This is a genomic window from Candidatus Poriferisodalis sp., from assembly GCF_965221945.1.
In the GTDB taxonomy this organism is placed as follows: Bacteria; Actinomycetota; Acidimicrobiia; order Acidimicrobiales; family Poriferisodalaceae; genus Poriferisodalis.
The window spans coordinates 2004520-2022701 of sequence record NZ_OZ244925.1; the positions used below are offsets into that span (position 1 = coordinate 2004520).

Annotated in this window: 13 protein-coding genes and 1 pseudogene; 3 read left to right on the top strand and 11 right to left on the bottom strand. The window is 67.0% G+C overall.

The window, feature by feature from the left end; genetic code table 11:
- The first annotated feature begins 15 nt into the window (after positions 1–15).
- Both ACOQPH_RS09315 and ACOQPH_RS09320 read left to right on the top strand, forming a co-directional pair.
- The gene (locus ACOQPH_RS09315; protein ID WP_420621133.1) at positions 16–1269 is read left to right on the top strand and encodes an exonuclease SbcCD subunit D; all 1254 of its coding nucleotides are present in this window, start codon (positions 16–18) and stop codon (positions 1267–1269) included.
- Complete coding sequence (locus ACOQPH_RS09320; protein WP_420621134.1) at positions 1266–4319, top strand: AAA family ATPase; 3054 nt, start codon at positions 1266–1268, stop codon at positions 4317–4319. The genes ACOQPH_RS09315 and ACOQPH_RS09320 overlap by 4 nt, the downstream gene beginning before the upstream one ends.
- Positions 4320–4457: 138 nt before the next feature.
- Here the strand turns inward: ACOQPH_RS09320 and ACOQPH_RS09325 are convergent, their stop codons facing one another.
- The 7 genes from ACOQPH_RS09325 to npdG form a co-directional block, all read right to left on the bottom strand.
- Positions 4458–5264, bottom strand: coding sequence for a M48 family metalloprotease (locus ACOQPH_RS09325; RefSeq protein ID WP_420621135.1), 807 nt, complete (start codon positions 5262–5264; stop codon positions 4458–4460).
- Between the two features lie 67 nt (positions 5265–5331).
- A complete protein-coding gene (locus ACOQPH_RS09330) occupies positions 5332–6411 on the bottom strand; it encodes a glycosyltransferase family 4 protein (protein WP_420621136.1) in 1080 nt (359 codons plus the stop codon).
- A 113-nt stretch (positions 6412–6524) separates the two neighbouring features.
- Positions 6525–7610 carry a phosphatidylinositol mannoside acyltransferase gene (locus ACOQPH_RS09335; RefSeq protein ID WP_420621137.1) on the bottom strand — a complete coding sequence of 362 codons (1086 nt, stop codon included), beginning with the start codon at positions 7608–7610 and terminating at the stop codon, positions 6525–6527.
- Positions 7607–8200, bottom strand: a complete 594-nt coding sequence (locus ACOQPH_RS09340) for a CDP-alcohol phosphatidyltransferase family protein (RefSeq protein ID WP_420621138.1) — start codon at positions 8198–8200, stop codon at positions 7607–7609. Before ACOQPH_RS09340 ends, ACOQPH_RS09335 begins: the two co-directional genes overlap by 4 nt.
- A gap of 2 nt (positions 8201–8202) precedes the next feature.
- Positions 8203–8778, bottom strand: a complete 576-nt coding sequence (locus tag ACOQPH_RS09345) for a hypothetical protein (protein ID WP_420621139.1) — start codon at positions 8776–8778, stop codon at positions 8203–8205.
- Between the two features lie 61 nt (positions 8779–8839).
- On the bottom strand, positions 8840–9958 hold the full coding sequence (locus ACOQPH_RS09350) for a cysteine--tRNA ligase (RefSeq protein ID WP_420621140.1): 1119 nt from the start codon (positions 9956–9958) through the stop codon (positions 8840–8842).
- Positions 9959–9988: 30 nt separating this feature from the next.
- Positions 9989–10795: an NADPH-dependent F420 reductase gene (npdG, locus tag ACOQPH_RS09355; protein ID WP_420621141.1), complete on the bottom strand. Its 807-nt coding sequence runs from the start codon at positions 10793–10795 to the stop codon at positions 9989–9991.
- A 142-nt stretch (positions 10796–10937) separates the two neighbouring features.
- Between npdG and fabI the strand changes: the two are divergent.
- Positions 10938–11716: pseudogene (gene fabI, locus ACOQPH_RS09360) on the top strand (enoyl-ACP reductase FabI).
- 49 nt (positions 11717–11765) lie between these two features.
- On the opposite strand, the gene ACOQPH_RS09365 reads toward fabI, so the two are convergent.
- From ACOQPH_RS09365 to ACOQPH_RS09380, 4 genes are all read right to left on the bottom strand, one after another.
- Positions 11766–13406: an HNH endonuclease signature motif containing protein gene (locus ACOQPH_RS09365; protein ID WP_420621142.1), complete on the bottom strand. Its 1641-nt coding sequence runs from the start codon at positions 13404–13406 to the stop codon at positions 11766–11768.
- A 236-nt stretch (positions 13407–13642) separates the two neighbouring features.
- Positions 13643–15571, bottom strand: coding sequence for a lysine--tRNA ligase (gene lysS, locus ACOQPH_RS09370; RefSeq protein WP_420621143.1), 1929 nt, complete (start codon positions 15569–15571; stop codon positions 13643–13645).
- 58 nt (positions 15572–15629) lie between these two features.
- Positions 15630–16739 (bottom strand): hemolysin family protein, encoded by a 1110-nt coding sequence (locus ACOQPH_RS09375; RefSeq protein WP_420621144.1) that lies wholly within the window; start codon positions 16737–16739, stop codon positions 15630–15632.
- Positions 16736–18085 (bottom strand): hemolysin family protein, encoded by a 1350-nt coding sequence (locus tag ACOQPH_RS09380; RefSeq protein ID WP_420621145.1) that lies wholly within the window; start codon positions 18083–18085, stop codon positions 16736–16738. Before ACOQPH_RS09380 ends, ACOQPH_RS09375 begins: the two co-directional genes overlap by 4 nt.
- Positions 18086–18182: the final 97 nt, after the last annotated feature.

The following is an 18182-nucleotide window of genomic DNA, read 5'->3' on the forward strand; positions in this document are numbered from 1 at the left end:
CCCGCGGAGATCCACGTGTCCGCGCCGGCAGCGCTACCGGCCGTTGTCGCAACGGCTGTGCACCCTGCCGCGGCGCGCTTGCTCCACACCTCCGACTGGCACTTGGGCCGAAACTTCCACGGTGAGTCGCTGCTTTCCGAGCAGCAGGCGGCCATCGACCGCCTGATCGAGCTTGCGTCGAACGACGAGGTCGACCTCGTCGTCATCGCGGGCGACCTCTACGACCGAGCCATCCCGCCCGCCGACGCCGTCTCCCTCTTCAACGAGGCCTTGGTGCGCCTGCATGACACCGGTGCCAAGATCGTCGCCATCGCCGGCAACCACGACTCGGCCGCTCGCGTGGCGGTGGCCGACCAACTCCTTGAGCATGCCGGCGTGACCATCCGTGGCGATGTCGCCCGGTGCACCCGGCCGCTCCGGTTGGACCCCGACGACAGCGGGCCGACCGTGGCCGTCTTCCCGGTGCCGTACCTTGAACCCTCAGTCGCCGGGCCGGTGCTCCGTCGTCTGGACGACACCGATGGCGCCGAAGCAGCCGTCGCCCCACGCCGGTTCCGCCACTACGACGTCACCGACCACGCAACCACTCTGATCCGGCGCTACGCGGCGTCTCTCGGACCGGTTCGCACAGTCGTCGTGGCGCACACCTTCGTAGCCGGTGGTATCACGTCCGATTCCGAGCGCGAACTCACCGTCGGCGACATCGATCTCGTCGACATGTCCGCCTTCGACGGATTCAACTACGTCGCCTTAGGCCATCTCCATCGCGACCAGGCCTTCGACAACGGCCGCGTGGCCTACTCGGGCACCCCCCTTCCCTATTCGTTCTCCGAGGAGCGAGACATCAAATCCGTCCGCATCGTCGAGATGGACACCCAAGGGCGCTGTCGCACCGAGGTCGTGCCGCTGGGGGTCGGTCGCCCATTGCGCACCCTGCGAGGCGCGTTCGACGATCTGCTCGTCAATTCCGAATTCGCCGACGCCGAGCGGGCGCGTGTCCGTATCCAACTCACCGACTTGGACCTCCCGCTGCAGGCCATGCCCCGACTGCAGCAGCGCTTTCCCCACGCTGTTGTGCTCGATCACCAGCCCGACGGACACGTGGCGGCTGGCAGCGGTGACGTCGCATCGGCAGTGCGCAGCGGCATGGGGCCGCTCGACCTCACTCTGCGATTCTGGTCCGAGTTGCACGGGGCCGACGCCTCCGAACCGCAGCAAGCCGTCCTCAGGGAGGCGCTCGCAGCCACCGGCACGGAGGATGACCGGTGAAGCCGCACCGCCTCGCCTTCTGCGCCCTCGGCCCGTACGCCGACGAAGTAGAGATCGACTTCGACCCGCTCGTCGAGGAGGGACTCTTCCTCATCCACGGCCCCACCGGAGCAGGCAAGACCTTCCTGCTCGACGCGCTCTGCTTCGCTCTCTACGGTGACGTGCCCGGCGAGCGAGCCAAACACACTCTCCGTTCCGACCACGCCCCGCTCGACGTGAACCCGTGGGCGGAGTTGGAATTCACGTCGCAAGGGCATCGGTGGCGGGTCCGGCGAAGCCCAGAGCACGAATCGGCCAAGGTGCGAGGCGAGGGCACGACTCGCCGTGCGGCAGAGGCAACGCTCGAACGGCGCGAAGGCGACGAATGGCGAGCCGTGGCAGCGAAGATCCGCGAGGTCAACGATGAGATCGCCGGATTGCTCGGACTCACCGCCCAACAGTTCCAGCAGGTGATCCTGCTCCCACAAGGTCGCTTCGAGCGGGTCCTCCGATCTAATTCCGAGGACCGCGAAAAACTGCTACGCACGCTCTTCGACACGGCCGTGTTCGGGGCAGCATCGGAGTGGCTCGACAATGCTGCCAAGAGCCGCCAGGCCGCGGCGGCCGAGCACGAACGCGAACTTGCGAACCTGCGTCGAAGGGCCGCCGAGCGGTGGCGTTCCGTGACCGACGACACCGAACAGCCCCTGTCCGCCGATCGCTTGGACCACGAAACCGACACCGCCGACGCCTGGCCCGCCGATCAGGCCGCCCTCGACGAACTCGTTCACAACGCGAACTCGCTGATGAACAACGCCGACACGGCTGCCGAGACCGCCGACGGGGCGCTTAAGGCGGCCCGTTCCACTCACGACACCATCAATCGGATCGCCGAGCACTGGGACCGGCGCGCCGGACTCCTCAAGCGCCGGGAAGAGCTCGCCGACGAGCGACCGGCCATAGATGCCAGCCGTGAGACGCTCCACTTGGCCGACTCGGCCGAACATCTGCGCCGCTTACTGGGCGCCGAACAGCACCACCAGGACGAACTCGCACGGTGTACCACCTCAGTGAATGCACAGATCGCCGCCTTCGTTGGTCGATGCAACGAGGCACCGAGCCTCCCCGAAGGCCTCGCCGTGCCCGCTGCTGACGAGACTCCGACGGCTCAGGATCTAGATGTCATCGGTACCGAACTCGCCGTCCACCGCAGCAAGCTCAATGACCTCGCCGAGGACGCTGCCATGGCCGAGAAACGAGAATCCGCTGGCACCTCAGAGCGGGACGCCGAGGCTCACCATCGACAGGTTGAGCAGGAACAAACTGCGGCCGCCGCGAATCACGAACGGGAACGCCAAGTGGCCGAGAAAGAGCTGATCGGGGCTCGGTCGGCTGCCGATCAGGTGGCCGCTCTGCAAGCCGCTGCCAATCTGGCATCCCAGCGAGCCGATGCGGCGAGCGAACTGGACTTGAGGGGACCTCGCCTGACTGCGGCAGAAGGAGTGGCCACCGTGGCCGTGAGAGCGACGCTGGACCGACGCCGCGAAGCACTGGACCTGCGACAGCGGTATCTGGAGGGCATTGCTGCCGTGCTGGCGGGAACACTCCAGGACGCCGAGCCGTGCCCTGTCTGTGGATCGACCGATCACCCGTATCCGGCCGAGCCTGCTGGCGATGCCGTCGTCGTCGAGGATGTCGAGACCGCGGAGGCCGCCGCCGCCGGAGCCGAGCAGGCCGAGACCCGAGCACGGAAGATGTACGAGCAACTTGCCGAGGAATCCGCCGAATTGCGGGGGCGCGCCGGCGACACAGCCGATGATCCCGAGGGCGGTGCTGCGCTGGCCGAAGAGGCCAGCGCACTGCTGCAAACCGCCACGCAACTGGCGGGACAGGTCGAAGGACTCGGCAAGACCGTGACAGCGCACCGCGACAATGCCATCGCTGCGGAGCAGGCGGCCAAGCAAGCCGCGCTCGACGCCAACACGGCCTCGGAGCGTGCCAACGCAGCCGAGGACGAAGCGTCGACCCTGCGGACGGGTATCGCCGATCAGATCGGCGACATCGATCCCGTTACAGCCGTCGAGGCGATCACACCCATCGAAGAGGCCGTTCAAGCGCTGACCACGGCCGAGCACGGGCGGACGGCAGCCAAGACCACGCTCAGGGCGACCGCCGATGCTCTCGACGCGCTAATTGCTCCATCACCCTTCGCCACACCTGAGGAGGCGCGCGCCGCGGTGCGCAGCGTCGAGGAGCGCGGCGTTATACGACAGCGCGTCGACACATACGACACGGAGAGCCGCGATGTCCACCGCGACTTGGAAACCGACGCACTGCAGGGCCTACCCGAAGAACGACCCGACACAGACGCGCCAGCCGACGCGCTCGCCGATGCTGAGGCCGCTGCGAGAGCCGCCAATGACCGTCGGACGATCACCGCCGATACCCACACCGCCATCAGCGGCTGGTTGGCTGACCACCGAGGCCGCAGCAAGACGTACGCCACCGCCCTTGCCGAAGCCCAGTTGTGGTCGACGGTTGCCGACCGATGCAACGGTCGAACGCCGCCAAAGGTCTCATTGCAGCGCTGGGTGCTCTCGGCTTACCTGGAGGAGATCTGCACCTTCGCCAACCGGCGGCTCGGCTCTATGACCAGTGGACGTTACCGGCTCAGCGTCCACCGCGACCGCGAATGGGGTGGCGGCAAAGCGGGCTTGGGCCTGCGGGTGCACGACGTTTACACCGGACATGAGCGCGAGGTCTCCACTCTTTCCGGCGGTGAGACCTTTCAGGCGTCGCTGTCGCTGGCCCTCGGCGTCGCCGACGTGGTTACCTCCCATGCTGGCGGTGTACGTCTCGACGCACTGTTCGTCGACGAGGGATTCGGCACTCTCGACAGCGAGGCACTGCAACTGGCCATGGACGAACTCGACCGTCTGCGAGAAGGCGGCCGCACCGTTGGCCTCATCAGCCACGTGGGTGGACTGCGTGAGCGCATCCGCACCGGCATCGAGGTCTGCCCCACCGACCGCGGCTCCACCGTGAGCGTCGGCTCCGTGTCCCCCGTCTGAACTACTCAACAATCCAGCGGGGCCCCAGGACGTTGTGCCACTCAGACGAGCGGCGTCATCGCCGAAGGGCTCGCAACGACGTGACCAATACGACTGCTACGTCGACGGGTGTTCCCACCCCTGAACACCATGCTCACTTCAGAACTCGCGCAGGACGGCAACTCGCGTCTCAAGGTCTGCCCGGTAGTCGGGCAAATCGTCCGGGAGCTTGGTCTCGGCAGCTCTCGGATCGGCCAGCCACAGCGGCCACGTCACTCTCGGTGCATCGGTACGCACAACCGCTCCCGACATCGTTTCGAGCGCGTCGGCGAGACCTGGTGGGTAGCGGGTCAGCCTCACGGCTTCGGCGTCGTCGTCGAAATCGCTGCCGGTGCTGGCCTCGCGCTCCAAGCGGGCCTGGACGAACGGCCACAGGGAGGTCCACAGCAGCGCGGGCAGCCCCACCGTCGTCACCGCTGTGGTCAGGTAGGCACTACGCCCGTCACGAATCTGTGTCAGCAGCCGCGCAACGACGGCCTCCAGCTCGATGCGGTTCAGCGAGTCGAGCAAGCCCTGTGTGACGACAACCGTGGACCGCTCGGATTGCCGGCCAAACGCAGCGGCGTTCGCCCCGCTGCTGGGAGCGACAACGAGCGCTGGCGCTTGAACCCCCACCAGCAGGCAGACGCCGTCAACGACGTTCGCCAGGCGGGGCTCATCGTCAAAATCACACACCTTCGAACTGGCACCGAACAGCGCATTTCGCAAGCGTCGCTCTCCGACAGCCAGCCAGGTAGCGGCGAGCCCGCAGGCCGCTGCTAACGCGATCGGCATCACCCACCAGCCCAGAGACGTGAACAGCGCCACCAGCACGCCCACGATCGCCCCCGCAACGAGATGCACGGCCCAGAATTCCGCCAGCAGCTTGTCGGCTCGACTGCGGTAGATGGCGAACAGCGGGTCCACCCGCTGCATTCAAGCGGCCCCAATCACTATTGGCACAGCACAGGTGGCACAGCTTGACGGGCAGACCTCAGCTGGCACGGCGTCGCGCGATGGCACGTCCGTAGATATCGAGGTAGATCTCGGCCAGCCGAGCCATCGAGAACTGCTCGGCGCGCTGGCGGCCGGCCGCCACGAGGTCCGCGGCGCGGTCGGGGCGCCTCAGCAATCGCAGGAGCGCCGCTGCCAACGCTGCCGCATCGCCAGGGGCGACAAGCTCGGCTTCGTCCCCAATGCGAACGACGTTGCGGTATCCGGGCAGATCGCTCGCTACCACCGGCGTTCGTGCAGCCATGGCTTCGATGAGCACCACGCCGAAACTCTCGCCACGCAATGACGGCACGCAGAACACGTCGGCGCCCTTGATGCGAGCCAGCTTCTCGGTCTCGCTGACCCGTCCGAGCCACTCGATGCGCGTGTCGCGCTGGTATCTGCGCTGCAGCTCCTCGGTCTGCGGGCCGCGCGACATCACCCACAGACGCACTCCTTCAGGCAGCCGCGACATGGCCTCGAGCAGCACCGTGAGGCCCTTGCGCGGCTCGTGGCGACCGATGTACGCGATCGTGGGTGCGGGGCTGCGCATGGGAGCGACTTCGTCGAAGCGATCCAGCTCGACACCGTTGAAGACCAACTCGTAGTCGCCGCCCACGCCATCACGGGCCATCTCGGCGGCATCGGCCGAGACAGCGGCCCGAATGTCGATCCTCGTCGCCAGCCACCGTGTTCCCGGCACCAAGTACGCAAGGCTGCCCCCCGCTGCATGCCACGTGCCGACGATCGGCGTCGAGCCCAGGAACAGAGCTGTCTGCGTCGGCCCGGGACACAGCGGCTCATGCAGGTGCAGGACATCGAACTGCTCGTCACGCAGCGCCCGAACCGTGCGCAGCGTGCAGGCGAAGTCGGGCGCAATCGGGGCGACCGATCCGTTCGTGAAGGTAGGAATGCTTGCGCCCAGAGGTGTGACACCGGTCTGGGGCGGTGCGCCGTCGCAAGGAGCGAGCACTCGTGTCTCGTGGCCGCTCGCAGCCAAAGCTCGAGCCAAACCCAGCACCTGCATCTGGACACCGCCAGGGCTGGTCAGGCTGTAGGGCGAGATGATCCCGATTCTCACGGGCAGAAGCTCATAGGTCGCACCTCACTGACGATCTGCGCAGCAATCCTCACTGCCGCCCAGACGCTAGGCGCGGTATGCGGGTCGCACAATGCGCTCTCTTGACGCTTGCGCTAGTCGCCGTCGGCTGCGTCGCCTGACACGGCTGGTCGGTCTGACGGCCAATTGGGACCGAAGAGGTGCCACTGATGCGGTTCTGCAGCGATCAGCGTCACCAACTCGTCCGCGAGCCGCTGGGTGACCGTAGCGACATCGTCACGGAGGCGTCCGCGTCGGGTGACGTCTACCGGTGGCCGAACCGTGCCGAGGTGCCTGCCCCGAGGTCGGAAGTACACGGCGGTCGGCAGCAGGGCCGCACCTGATCGCAGTGCCAGCAACGCCGGACCTGCCGGCAACGTCGTCTGCTCGTCGCCGAAGCTGACCTCGATGCCGTCGCTGGTGAGGTCACGGTCGCACAACAAGCAGACGATCTCATTGCGTCGAAGCGCGCCCAGCACCTCGCGGCCCGCGTCTGGTCCGAGCGGCACCACGCGCATGCCCAACCGCTCACGGAAATTGGCGAACCACTCGAAGAGCTCCGGCGGATGCAAGGGCTCGACCACCACGCTGATCGGCAACCGGTTCACGGTCGCCATCCAGAATCCGGCCCACTCCCAGCCCCCCAGGTGCGGCAGAGCCAAGATGACGCCATTGCCGCGCTCGAGGGCCTCCTCGACATGGTGGTAGGCCGGAACATCGATGCCGCGGTCCAGGGTGCTCTCACTCAGCGCGGGCAGCCTGAACGACTCCAGCCAGTAGCGGGCATAGGAGCTGAAGGCCCCGGCGGTGGCCTGCTGCACGGCTCGCTCCGCCGCCATTGCGTCTGCGCCGGCTTCGCCGCCGTCTGCGTCTGCGCCGGCTTCGCCGCCGTCTGCGTCTGCGCCGGCATCGCCAGCATCCCGTTCAGACCCGTCGGCACCCGCCCCCGCAGCAATCCAACGCTGTGCCCGTGCCTGGTGCCGGCGCACCATGTCGGCCTTGGCGGGCATCAGCCGCGCCAGCACGGGGCCCGCAAGCGCAGCCAAACGCTCACCCAGCCACAGCGGGACCATCCGGGCTGCGGTCGCTCCCGCTTGGTACCCCAGCACAATCGCCTTGTCCCGCCCTTGCAGGCGGCGTGCCTTGTCCCGCCCTTGCAGGCGGCGGAGCACTGCGCTCACTGCGACATTCGCGCGCTGGCCTGACGCCACACCTTCACAAAGCGCATCACCGCTGTCACGGTTGAGAGCGCGAGCAGCACCCACAGCAACGGAATGAGCAACACCTCGAAGGCAACCGCCACGGCAATCACCACTGTGCGTTCGGCACGCTCCATCAGCCCGCCCTTGGCCACGAAGCCCAGCAACTCAGCCTTGGCACGCTCGTAGGAGATCACCGCACTGACGCCGAGCACCGCCATGGGCAACACGGCCCAATGCGCGCCGTGCTCAGAGGCGAGATACCAAGCGATGCCACCCAGCAGCAGGCCGTCGGTGACCCGGTCGGCCGTCGAGTCGAAGAATGCGCCCCGGCTCGACGAGGTGCCCCGCGCTGCCGCGACCGGCCCGTCAAAGAGGTCAGCGAGCGCAGTCACCACCAGGAACACGGTGCCGAGACTCAGTCGGCCTGCACCAATGGCAATGGCGCTCGCCGCTGCCATCACGAGCCCGAAAGCAGTGAGCACGTCAGCGCTCAGGCCGATCGCGGCGAGTCCACGCCCGATCGGCGCTGTGACTCTGTCGACGCCCTTGCGGAACATGCCGTCAAACATCGTCAGCTCCCGTCGCCGGGCTCCGGGATTGCGCTCGTGTGCACACCAGCGCCGTCGGGAGCCTCTGGCGCTGAGCTGGGCACCGTCTCAATCCAGGTCTCGGGGTTGTCCTCCACCCAACGCTCGAGCACGGAACCGCTCAGCGCATCCACGAGCACCAAGCCTCTGCGCTCAGGCGGGTCTTCCGCCGAATACACGAGCACTCGCCATGTAGGGCGGCTCATCCAGCCCCGCCAGCCGAGCTGCGCGCTGGCGTGCCCGACAGCAAAACCGACGTCGGTGACTGCGGCGACCAACGCTTCGTTCTCATTGACAGCGAATCGACGTCCCGCTGCGAATTGGTAGAGGCCGGCGAGGGCGAGCAGTACACCGCCTACCGACACACCTTCGTTGAGCAGGACCGATTCGCTGTCAGCAGCAAGCGCCGCTGTAGCAGCCCACACACCCGCTGCGAAGCACAGTGCGCCGGTGATCTTGCGCCGCGAGTTGTCGGGGAACTTGTACGCGCCGACAAATCCTCGGTCCAGATCAGCGGGAAGCGCGTCGCGTACCTCGCCGAGGTCGTCTGGCTCGGCCATCGAGGCCAACGCTACCGGCGCCCTCGCAGGCGCTCGCGGCTGCTTGCGCTTCTCGCACGAACTAGAGCACGACGCCGAGCAGGGCAGCTGCGTCGCTGGCGGACTCACCGTCCGCGACGGCCGTGTCGATTGCTGCGAGCGCGCCCGGCGTGTCGAGATCGTCGTCCAGACGCTCGCGGACGCTCGACAGCGCTCCGTCGCCGGGACCCGCCGCCCGCCAACGCTCGAGTCGCCGGGCCGCATCGGCCACGCGGCGCTCATCCCAGTCCCAATCGGCCCGATAGTGCGCACCCAGCAGCGCCAACCGCAGCGCCATGGGCTGCCAGCGCTCGCGCAAGTCGGACACAAACACGAGGTTTCCTGCCGACTTGGACATTTTGGCGCCGCCCTGTCGCACCATCGAGGTATGCATCCAGTGGCGCACGAATGGTCCACCGGTGACGGCTTCGGACTGTGCCCGGGAGCACTCGTGGTGCGGGAACACCAGGTCGCTTCCGCCACCGTGCACATCGATCGTCTGACCGAGGTGAGCGAGCGCCAGAGCAGAGCACTCCACGTGCCACCCGGGGCGGCCCGGACCCCACAACGACGACCATTCCGGTTCGTCGGGAGCTGCACGTTGCCACAGCACGAAATCCAGCGGGTTGCGCTTGTCTGGATCGTCGGGCCGACCGCCACGCCTGCGGGCCAACTCGATCATCTCGGTGACGCCGAGGCGGCTCAGCTCCCCGAAACCGGGTGCCTTCGAGACGTCGAAATAGACACCTTCGCCACTGCTATATGCATGTCCGCTGTCGAGCAACTGGCCGATCACTCGCCGGATGTCGGAGATCGCTGAGGTGGCTCGGGGCTCGCTGTCGGCCCGCAGCAGCCCCAGCGCCTCCATGTCTGCGTCGAACGCAGCCAGCGACCCCGCCGCCAGATCCAGGTAGTGCACGCCCATGGCACGCGCCCGCGCCAGCAGGTCGTCGTCCACGTCGGTGATGTTGCGGACGCACCGGGTGCGCCAGCCGAGATCCCGCAGTCGCCGCTGCAGCACGTCGTAGGCCAGGAAGGTGGCGGCGTGGCCCACGTGGGTGGCGTCATAGGGCGTGATCCCGCACACGTACATGCGCACCGTGTTGCCTGGGCGCACGCTGAGCGGCACGATGGCCCGCCGCTGCGTCTCGTACAGCCTCATCGCTCTGCGCTCAGAGCACCAGCCATCGGCTCAGTCGGGGACGGTCTCGGCGCTCGGCTGCGCTGCGTCAGGGTGGCTCGGCCCGCCCCCGAGCACGCTGATCGGGACGTGATCCAAGCCGACCAGCCGAAGGGCCACACGGGTGCGGTACCGCGTGTTGAGCTGCATCAGCACTGCAGTGAATGCCTCGATGGCTGTTGCATTTGACAGGTTCCCGCAGTCGAGCGCTCGCGCGCCGGGCATGCGGTCCACGATCTCGGCGATATGCCAGGTGGCCTCGCGGTGATCGCTGCAGATGAGGATGTCGCCGTCCACCGGCTCGTCGAGATTGCCGAGCTCGGTCGCAGGCACGTGCTGCAGGGCAGCGGCGACTCGGGAGTCCGGCAGCGACGCCTGAACCGAAGCCGCGACCGAGCCCCTGGGCGGGATCAGCGGCACGAACTCGTCGTCCACGCGGGCCAGCGCGTTCGACATCGTCGCCACCACCTTGCCGCGCAAGTGCTCGGCGACGCCTCGAGCTGTGATTGCTGCCGCGTCCCACGGAGTGGCGATCACGACCGTGGGCTCCTCCGCGGCGAGGCTGTTGGAACCGGGGTGGATGCGCAGGTGCCGCCCAGGCCAGCGATCCAGAATGTTGTCGACCACTTCCATCGACCGGTACTTCGAACGAGATCCCAGCGTCACTTCACAGCCGATGTCGGCCAGCCGGGTCGCCAGCGCCGCGCCGGCTGGGCCGGTGCCGCCGATGATGCCAATGCGGGTCGGCTCGCCGGCACCTGCAGAGGCAGCTACTGCGACCCCATCTGCGGTCCCGTTGGGGGTCGCATCTGCTGACACGACCGCCACGGTACGGCGAAGCGCGCCATAGAGCAAAGAGGGGCGGCAATGTGTGCGGACACCAGAGGGGCGCCAGGCACGGCGGTAGCGTCCGGCGGTGGGCAGCGTTGCAGGCTGCCGTGCCGACAAGGAGGCAGCGCCAATGGCCGGCAGCGGAATCGTGGAAGGCAAGAAGCTCCTCATTACTGGGGTGCTGACCGACGCCTCGCTGGCGTTCAACGTGGCCCGGCTGGCCCAGGAGCAGGGCGCGGAGATCGTGCTGACCGGCGCCGGACGGGGCATCCGGCTGACCGAACGGACCGCCCGCAAGCTGCCTACCCCGTGCGATGTGCTGCCGCTCGACGTCACCTCGCCCGACGAGATCTCCGCGGTGCGCGACGACCTGACGCAACGCTGGGGCCGCCTCGACGGGCTGCTGCACTCCATCGGCTTCGCACCCGCGAGCTGTTTGGGCGGGAACTTCCTCAGCGCACCGTGGGAGGACGTGTCCACCGCAATGCACATCTCGGCGTACAGCCTCGCCGGGCTGGCGTCACCGTTGGCGCCGCTGCTGGCCGAGGCGAAGGGTTCGGTGGTGGGCCTGACGTTCGATGCCAGCGTCGCGTGGCCGTTCTACGACTGGATGGGCGTTGCGAAGGCTGCCTTCGAATCGACGGCGAGGTACCTGGCGAAGTCGCTCGGACCGCAGGGCATCCGGGTGAATCTGGTCTCGGCCGGGCCCATCCGCACCATGGCAGCCAAGTCGATCCCCGGGTTCACCGACTTCGAGGAGGCGTGGGAAGCCCGCGCTCCGCTGGGCTGGACATCGGTGACAGCGAACCGGTCGCGCGCAGCACGCTCGCGCTCATGTCGGACTGGTTCGGGAGCACCACCGGCGAGATCCTTCACGTCGACGGCGGCTATCACGCCATCGGCGCCTAACGCCAACCGACACCTCGGCCCGTGGCGAGACCTGAACCTCATCGCTCGATCAGGCTGCTGGTTGTGCCTGCGGCGGCGTGGTGGCGGGCAGTGGTTTCTGTGAGGTGATCGTGGGCAGTGGTTCTTGGGCAGTGGTTCTTGAGAGGTGACTGCGTCTGGTGATTGCGGCGCGGTGTTTGGGCTTGCGTGAGGGCGCCGGGTTCGGGGGATTTGTCGGGTCGGGTGGGATGAGCCGGAAACGGTTGTCACGGACGATGACTTGCCAGTTGTGGTCGTGGATGCGATCGTGGCATGACCAGCAGACGAGCACGAGATTGTCGACTCGTGTCTTGCCGCCGCATTTCCACGGGATGACGTGGTGGGCTTCGCAATCGCCCAGCGGTGCCCCACAGCCGATGCATTTCCCGTCGCGTGCGATTAAGGCGCGGCGCTGCGCCGCGGTGGGCGCCCGGCTCGCGACTGTCTCGTACAGCGGGGTCAGCTTGTCGCCGAAGATCTCCACCCAAACGTCGGAGTTGCAGGCGAGCCGTGCGAGGGTGCTGAGCGGGATCGGTCCGATGCCGCAGATCTCCGCGACACCGCCTGGCTGGCCCGAAAAGGCCGCCAGCTCGGCGGTGCCGTCGGGCTCGCCGGTAAGGGCTGCGAGATCGGTACGCACGATGATCTCCGCCGCTGCTGGCTTGCGACCGATGTGGGCCGGTGGTGCCTCTGCAGCGGGCGCGGGCTCGGAGCGGTTGACGCCGTCGGTCTCGCCGATGCACCCCTGCTCTGGGACACCGGTGCCAGGCAGCGTCAGATGACCTGACTGCGGCGGGTTGTCCGTGAACGGCTGTTGGCCGGTGGGTTCGGTGGGAGCCGCAGTCGAGGGAGTCGCCTTCGGTGCGGCTGGGTTATCTGCGGCGAGGAGCGTTTCAAGTGCGTCGGCCATGCGCTGGTCGCGTGAGCGCACCGCGTTGCCCTTGCCGAGTGCATCTACAGCACCGTCGGCGGCGGTGCCATAGGCCGCGTTGGGGGGTTGAGGCTGGGCACGGCAGAGCTGGGCTTGGCGGTGCTGGGCGCGACGATCTGCTTGGCGGAGCTGTTCGGCGTGGTGACGCAGCCGGTTCTGGATGCGGGCGCCCATCTCGGCGTCGAAGCTGCCGCGCATCTGCACCGAGCCGTCGTCGCCGTTCCAAAAGCGCACATTGCGGTTACGCCGGTTGCGGCGATGCTGCGCCACCAGATCAGCAGCGTCTTGGTGGCGGGCCGTCCAGCGCTGAGCGGCTTGGGCGAACTCGTCGGCAGGCAGCGTCTTGGCGAGCCCGATCAGCTCGGGATCGCCCTGCACGGCATCGGGACTGGTCTTGCGGGCGGCACGTGCGAGCTTGGCGGCGTTCGCCAAGCTGATCTGCCCCTCGGTGAGCGCGGCGTGCGCATCAGGAATGGAGACCAGCTCTGTGTCGGTGCGCACGTTGCGGGCAGCATCCGAGCGCGACAGGCCGCTGTGCTCGTGCAACAGCCCCGCGCCGCCGTCGCCGTGGCGTTCGCGCTGCGCAACAACTGCCGCTGCTTTGGCCTCGAGCAACTCGACGCGGCTGCGCAGCTGCTTGGACACACCCAAAGTGCGGCGCAGCAGATCGCTCGGCGCTGTCTCGATGCCGTCGAGCGCAGTGTTGAGGTGTTCGAGCGCCTGCTCTACATGAGAGAACATACGTTCACTCTACTGGATCGGTGTCACAATTAAGCGTTTTCAGCACAAACGAATTATTGCAACTATGTTACATATGGTTTCAGGGTGTTTCCATGTTGCACGTAGCCCCCGGAGCTCAGCCAAGACGTGGCCGTGAATCTCTGCACCGACTTGGCCAAGACTTCGCCAATTGGTTCGTCGCCCCAACGGCTTTCCGACATAGCGCACGCCCATCGACGCCTCCGCCAAGCCAGTGGTCAGTCAGAACCTCGCGCAAAGGGGTTTGATGAACGAATTGGGACATCGGAGTCGTCGACCTGCAACACTGCCGCGACATGCTTCAGGGCTTCTCGGCAAACGGTGCGTACGGCGCAGAGAAAGTCACCGTCATTCCGGATGAAGGCTTCCAAGGTCACTTCGCCATCTGTTGTCGACTCCGCGGTCTCATGACCTGCGCGTGACAGTGGCAAGAATTCTGGCCGTTGGTCGCGCCCCAGCGCGTCGTGGACGGCAGCATCCCATTCGATGAGTGGGACCGCCGTCTCGTCGACCAATTCAGAATATGAGTACTCCGACAGGTCGAGGCGTTCCAGAGTTGGACGCCTGCCGTAGAACTCGAGGAAGCTGCCAGCTCGCGGCCCTTCGGAGCGTCCGAACAGCAATGCGTAAAGGACAGTGAACAACTCGACAATCGCTGAGCGCTCGTCGCACCCCACGAGACGCGCCGCATCGAACAGTTCTGATTGGATGCTTCGAGCCGACCAATCCTCCAACTGGCGCAGCAGCGAGGATGCTACGTAGAGGAACGCCCTCTGCTGATTCGACATTCCATCGAGGACTGTCTTGGCCTCGGCGTCGTCGAGCAACGCAAGCTCGCCGGCGAGGTCGGGGCGACTCTCCATCAGTTTTCGCGCGACTGCTTCCTTGTGAGCGAGCCACTCGGCGTCGGCCTCCGACATATCGACGCCGAGCGAGGCCACGTGGTTCGCAAGCTCGATGTGCGGTTGCTGGGCGAGGCTGACCACCGAATCGAAGGGCGGGCTGACGACGGGAGGCGTAGGCACCTCGCGTCGGTAGTCGACCTGCGAGATGAAGAAGAGCTGTTGCTGGTTCGGTTCCGCATCGCCCTGGGCTGCGGCCCGCCAAAGCCGCTCGTACTCGACGAAGGCCTTGGTGAGGCCGGCGATGTCGAGAGCGAAATCGATGGCTCGGCGCGGCTGGGTGCGCAGCACGACGTAGCGCAGCAACTCGGGCGGCAGCATCGCTGTCAGCTCCGACGCCGTCATGCCGATGCCCTTCGATGAACTCATCTTGGCCCCGCCGAGCGTGAAGAACTCATAGGGCACGGGCACCGGAACCGGGCACTGCAGCACTTGGCGTGCCAGCGCGGAAGAGACTTCATGTGAGCCGCTGGCAGCCATGTGGTCCTTGCCGGCGCCCTCGATCGAGACGCCGAAGAGCTTCCACTTGGCGGCCCACTCCAGCTTCCACGGCAGCTTGCCGTTCCCGCCGAACGGGCTGATGCGGCCGCTGTGCCCACAGCCCTCGGCCCATGTCACCAGATGGGGCCGGCACTCGTAGGCCACGGTCTCGCCGTCGTAACCGGACGCATAGGTAGTGCCGATGCGGCCGCATGCCTCGCAGATGGGTTGGAACGGCAGCCAATCATCGGAACGCTCGGCGCCGCTGAGCCTGAGGTAGATCTGCCGCACGTCGGCCGCAGCTCGCAGGAACGTGTCGATGATCTCGTCGAGCCTGCCTGCCCGATAGATGTCGCTCATGCGGTAGAACTCGACCTCGACGCCGAGCTTGTCGAACTGCCCGGGAGCATCATCGACCGGCGAGTCGGTGGCATCGAACCACTTTCCAGTGAACTCGCCGAAGTACGCCTCAGCCATCGAATCACGACGAAGACCCTCGGGCGGCGGTGCCGCCCACAATGGCTTGCCGAGGTGCTCGAAGAAGTGGTCTCCAGTTCCGTGCGGGATCTCGTCGACTGCGTCCATGTCGTCGCAGCCGTACATAAAGGTTGCGTCCAGGCCGCGCTGGCGCGCCGCTCGAGCCAGAGCGTCGTGAATGAGCACGCCACGCAGCGAGCCGACATGGGCACGGCCGCTGGGCGTCTTGGAATCGTTGACTACGACCTGGCCAGGGCAGCTGTCGAGCGTTTTGTCGATCCAAGTCATGGCGTGATGCGCAACAGGCCGCTACGGGTCTGACGACGACCACGGCAGCCTAACTGGGTCACCCTGCTCCGCCGTCTGCGATTTTGCTGTGCGTGCCTTCGTCGGCTGCAGCGGGATCACCGATCAGGCCGCGTAGCAGATCGTCGAGTGCGACCACGCCGAGCGTCCGGCTGTGCTCGTCGGCCACGACGGCAAGATGAATGCGTGTGCGCTGCATCCGGCGCAGTGCCTCGTCGAGCGCTGTGTCGGGATCGAAGCGGAGCATCCGGCGAACAAGGCCGCTACCGAGACGCTGGCGAGCCGCAACTCGACGGTCGGCTTCGGCAAGGTCGGGCGCATCCCGCTCGGTCGCCGCTGCCAGGTCGTTGCTGTGGAGCATGCCCCGGACGTCGTCGGGTCCATCGCCGAGCACGACGAGCCGTGAGCGGCCCGTGCGGGTGAACTGCTGCTCGGCCGCTGCGATCGAGTCGGCGAGCCGTACGGCGGCAACATCACCCGCCGGCGCCATGATCTCGCTCACCGTGGTGGCTTCGAAGCGCATCGCCCGCTCGAGCAGCGCCACATCGCCAGCCTCGATGTGGCCTTCAGCGAGCGAGTCGCGAGCCATGAGGCCCAGCTCGGCCGGCGTCGCCGTGTCGGTCAGCTCGGTGGTCGGCTCCACGCGAAGGGCTCGCAGGACTCCGTTCGACACGGCGAGCAGGGATCGCACAACGGGTCGGGCGACGACGAGATATGCGGCCATCGGGCGGGCAAGCACGAACAGTGTGCGTTCAGGGCCGATCAGCGCCAGGTTCTTGGGGACCATCTCGCCGAGCACCATGTGAACGACCGCGACGAGCCCGAGGCCGATTCCGAAGCCGATGGAGTGCAGCACGGCGTCTGGCAGCTCGACGATTCCCCCGATGGCACTCTCGATAAGGGCAGCGATCGCCGGTTCGGTGAGGCGACCGACTGCCAGCGAGCACACGGTGATCCCTAGCTGCGCGCCGCCAAGCGTGGTCAGCACATCCGACTGCATGCGTTGCGCTGCGAGGGCCGCTGATCGTCCCGCTGCAGCTTGGCTGTCCACGACCGCACGCTTCGAGCCGATGAGGCCGAACTCGAGCGCAACGAAGCCGCCGTTGAACACGATCAGCACCGCGCCCACGGCAATCGCCAGCGCCGTCACGACGCTGCCTCGTTCGAATCGGTGCCTTCGCTGTGCGCCGGGGTTTTGGCGCTGACGGCTACCTCCGCGATGCGCAAGCCATCGAGCTCGCTCACCACCAAGCGCCAACCCTTCCAGGAGACCACCGTGCCCACTGAGGGAATCTCGCCGAGACGCTCCAGCACGAAGCCGGCCAACGTCTCATAGGGACCTGGGGGTGCGGCCAAGCCGGTGGCTTCTTCCAGCTCATCGAGCGTGGTGGTGCCCGCCATGGTGATCGGGCGGCCAGGCCGGCGAGGTGTCAGGGCGGGTGGCTCGTCGAACTCGTCGGCAATGTCGCCCACCAACTCTTCGGCGATGTCCTCTCGTGTCAGGACACCGGCGGTACCGCCGTGCTCGTCCACCACGACGCACAGCCGGCAGTCGGCCTCGGACATGTCGGCCAGCACGCCGTCCAGCTTGCGGCTCTCGGCCACCGCGACGACCGGACGCATGATGGTCTCCACCGGAGTGCGGTCTCGCTCGGACGCGTCCACACTGAACACATCACGCACCTCGGCGATGCCGAGCACGTCGTCGGAACTCGACCCGAGCACGGGGAATCGCGAATGGCCGCTGCTGCGGGCCAGCTCCACCAGCTCGCCGAGAGTTGCGCCGGCTTCAAGGGCCGACATCGCAGTCCGTGGCGTGAGCGCGTCAGCTGCGTCCTTGCGGCCCAATCGCAGCGTTCGCACCAGCAGATCGGCCTGCGCGTCGCTGAGGGTGCGCTGGCGCGACGAGCGGACGACGTACTCCAGCTCGTCGCGGGTGCGCACGATGCGCAGTTCCTCGGTCGGCTCGAGGCCCAGCCCTCGCACGGTGGCGTTGGCGATGCCGTTGAACAGCAGCGTGACCGGGGCGGCGATAACGCCATAGATCCGCAGCACCGGTGCCAACCACATGCTCACCCGCAGCGGGCGCGACACGGCCAGGTTCTTGGGGGCCAGTTCGCCGAACACCATCTGGAACACCGCAGCCAGCGCTAAGGCGACCACCGCGATGGCGCCGGTCGATGCCACGGCCTCCGCCCAACCGCCCAGCGCCCGTTCGATCAACTTGCCGATGGTGCCCTCAGCGATGATGCCGAGCACCAATGAAGTGAGGGTGATGCCGAGCTGCGCTCCGCCGAGATGGAAGCTGAGGCGCCGCAGCAGCGCTCGCACGCCACGGGCGCGTCGGCGTCCCTGCGCTGCCAAGACATCAACCTGAGAAGTGTCAACGGCGAGGAGCGAGAACTCCCCTGCCACGAACACACCGTTCAAGGCAATGAGCACGACAACGATCCCAAGTCCTGCAATGAGTCCCAGCGTCATGCCGGTGTTGCGCACCCCCGCGTAGCCCAGTGGCTGCGCCCACGGTACCGCCGGGCCGCGGAAAGCTGATTCTGCTCGCGGTCGAACCCGCTGGGTCGCTCTTGTTCACCTC

Excerpts from the sequence above, each read along its gene's own strand:
- ACOQPH_RS09345 (WP_420621139.1), bottom strand. The coding sequence starts at position 8,778 with ATGGCCGAGCCAGACGACCTCGGCGAGGTACGCGACGCGCTTCCCGCT.
- ACOQPH_RS09350 (WP_420621140.1), bottom strand. The coding sequence starts at position 9,958 with ATGAGGCTGTACGAGACGCAGCGGCGGGCCATCGTGCCGCTCAGCGTG.
- ACOQPH_RS09365 (WP_420621142.1), bottom strand. The coding sequence starts at position 13,406 with ATGTTCTCTCATGTAGAGCAGGCGCTCGAACACCTCAACACTGCGCTC.
- ACOQPH_RS09340 (WP_420621138.1), bottom strand. The coding sequence starts at position 8,200 with ATGTTTGACGGCATGTTCCGCAAGGGCGTCGACAGAGTCACAGCGCCG.
- lysS (WP_420621143.1), bottom strand. The coding sequence starts at position 15,571 with ATGACTTGGATCGACAAAACGCTCGACAGCTGCCCTGGCCAGGTCGTA.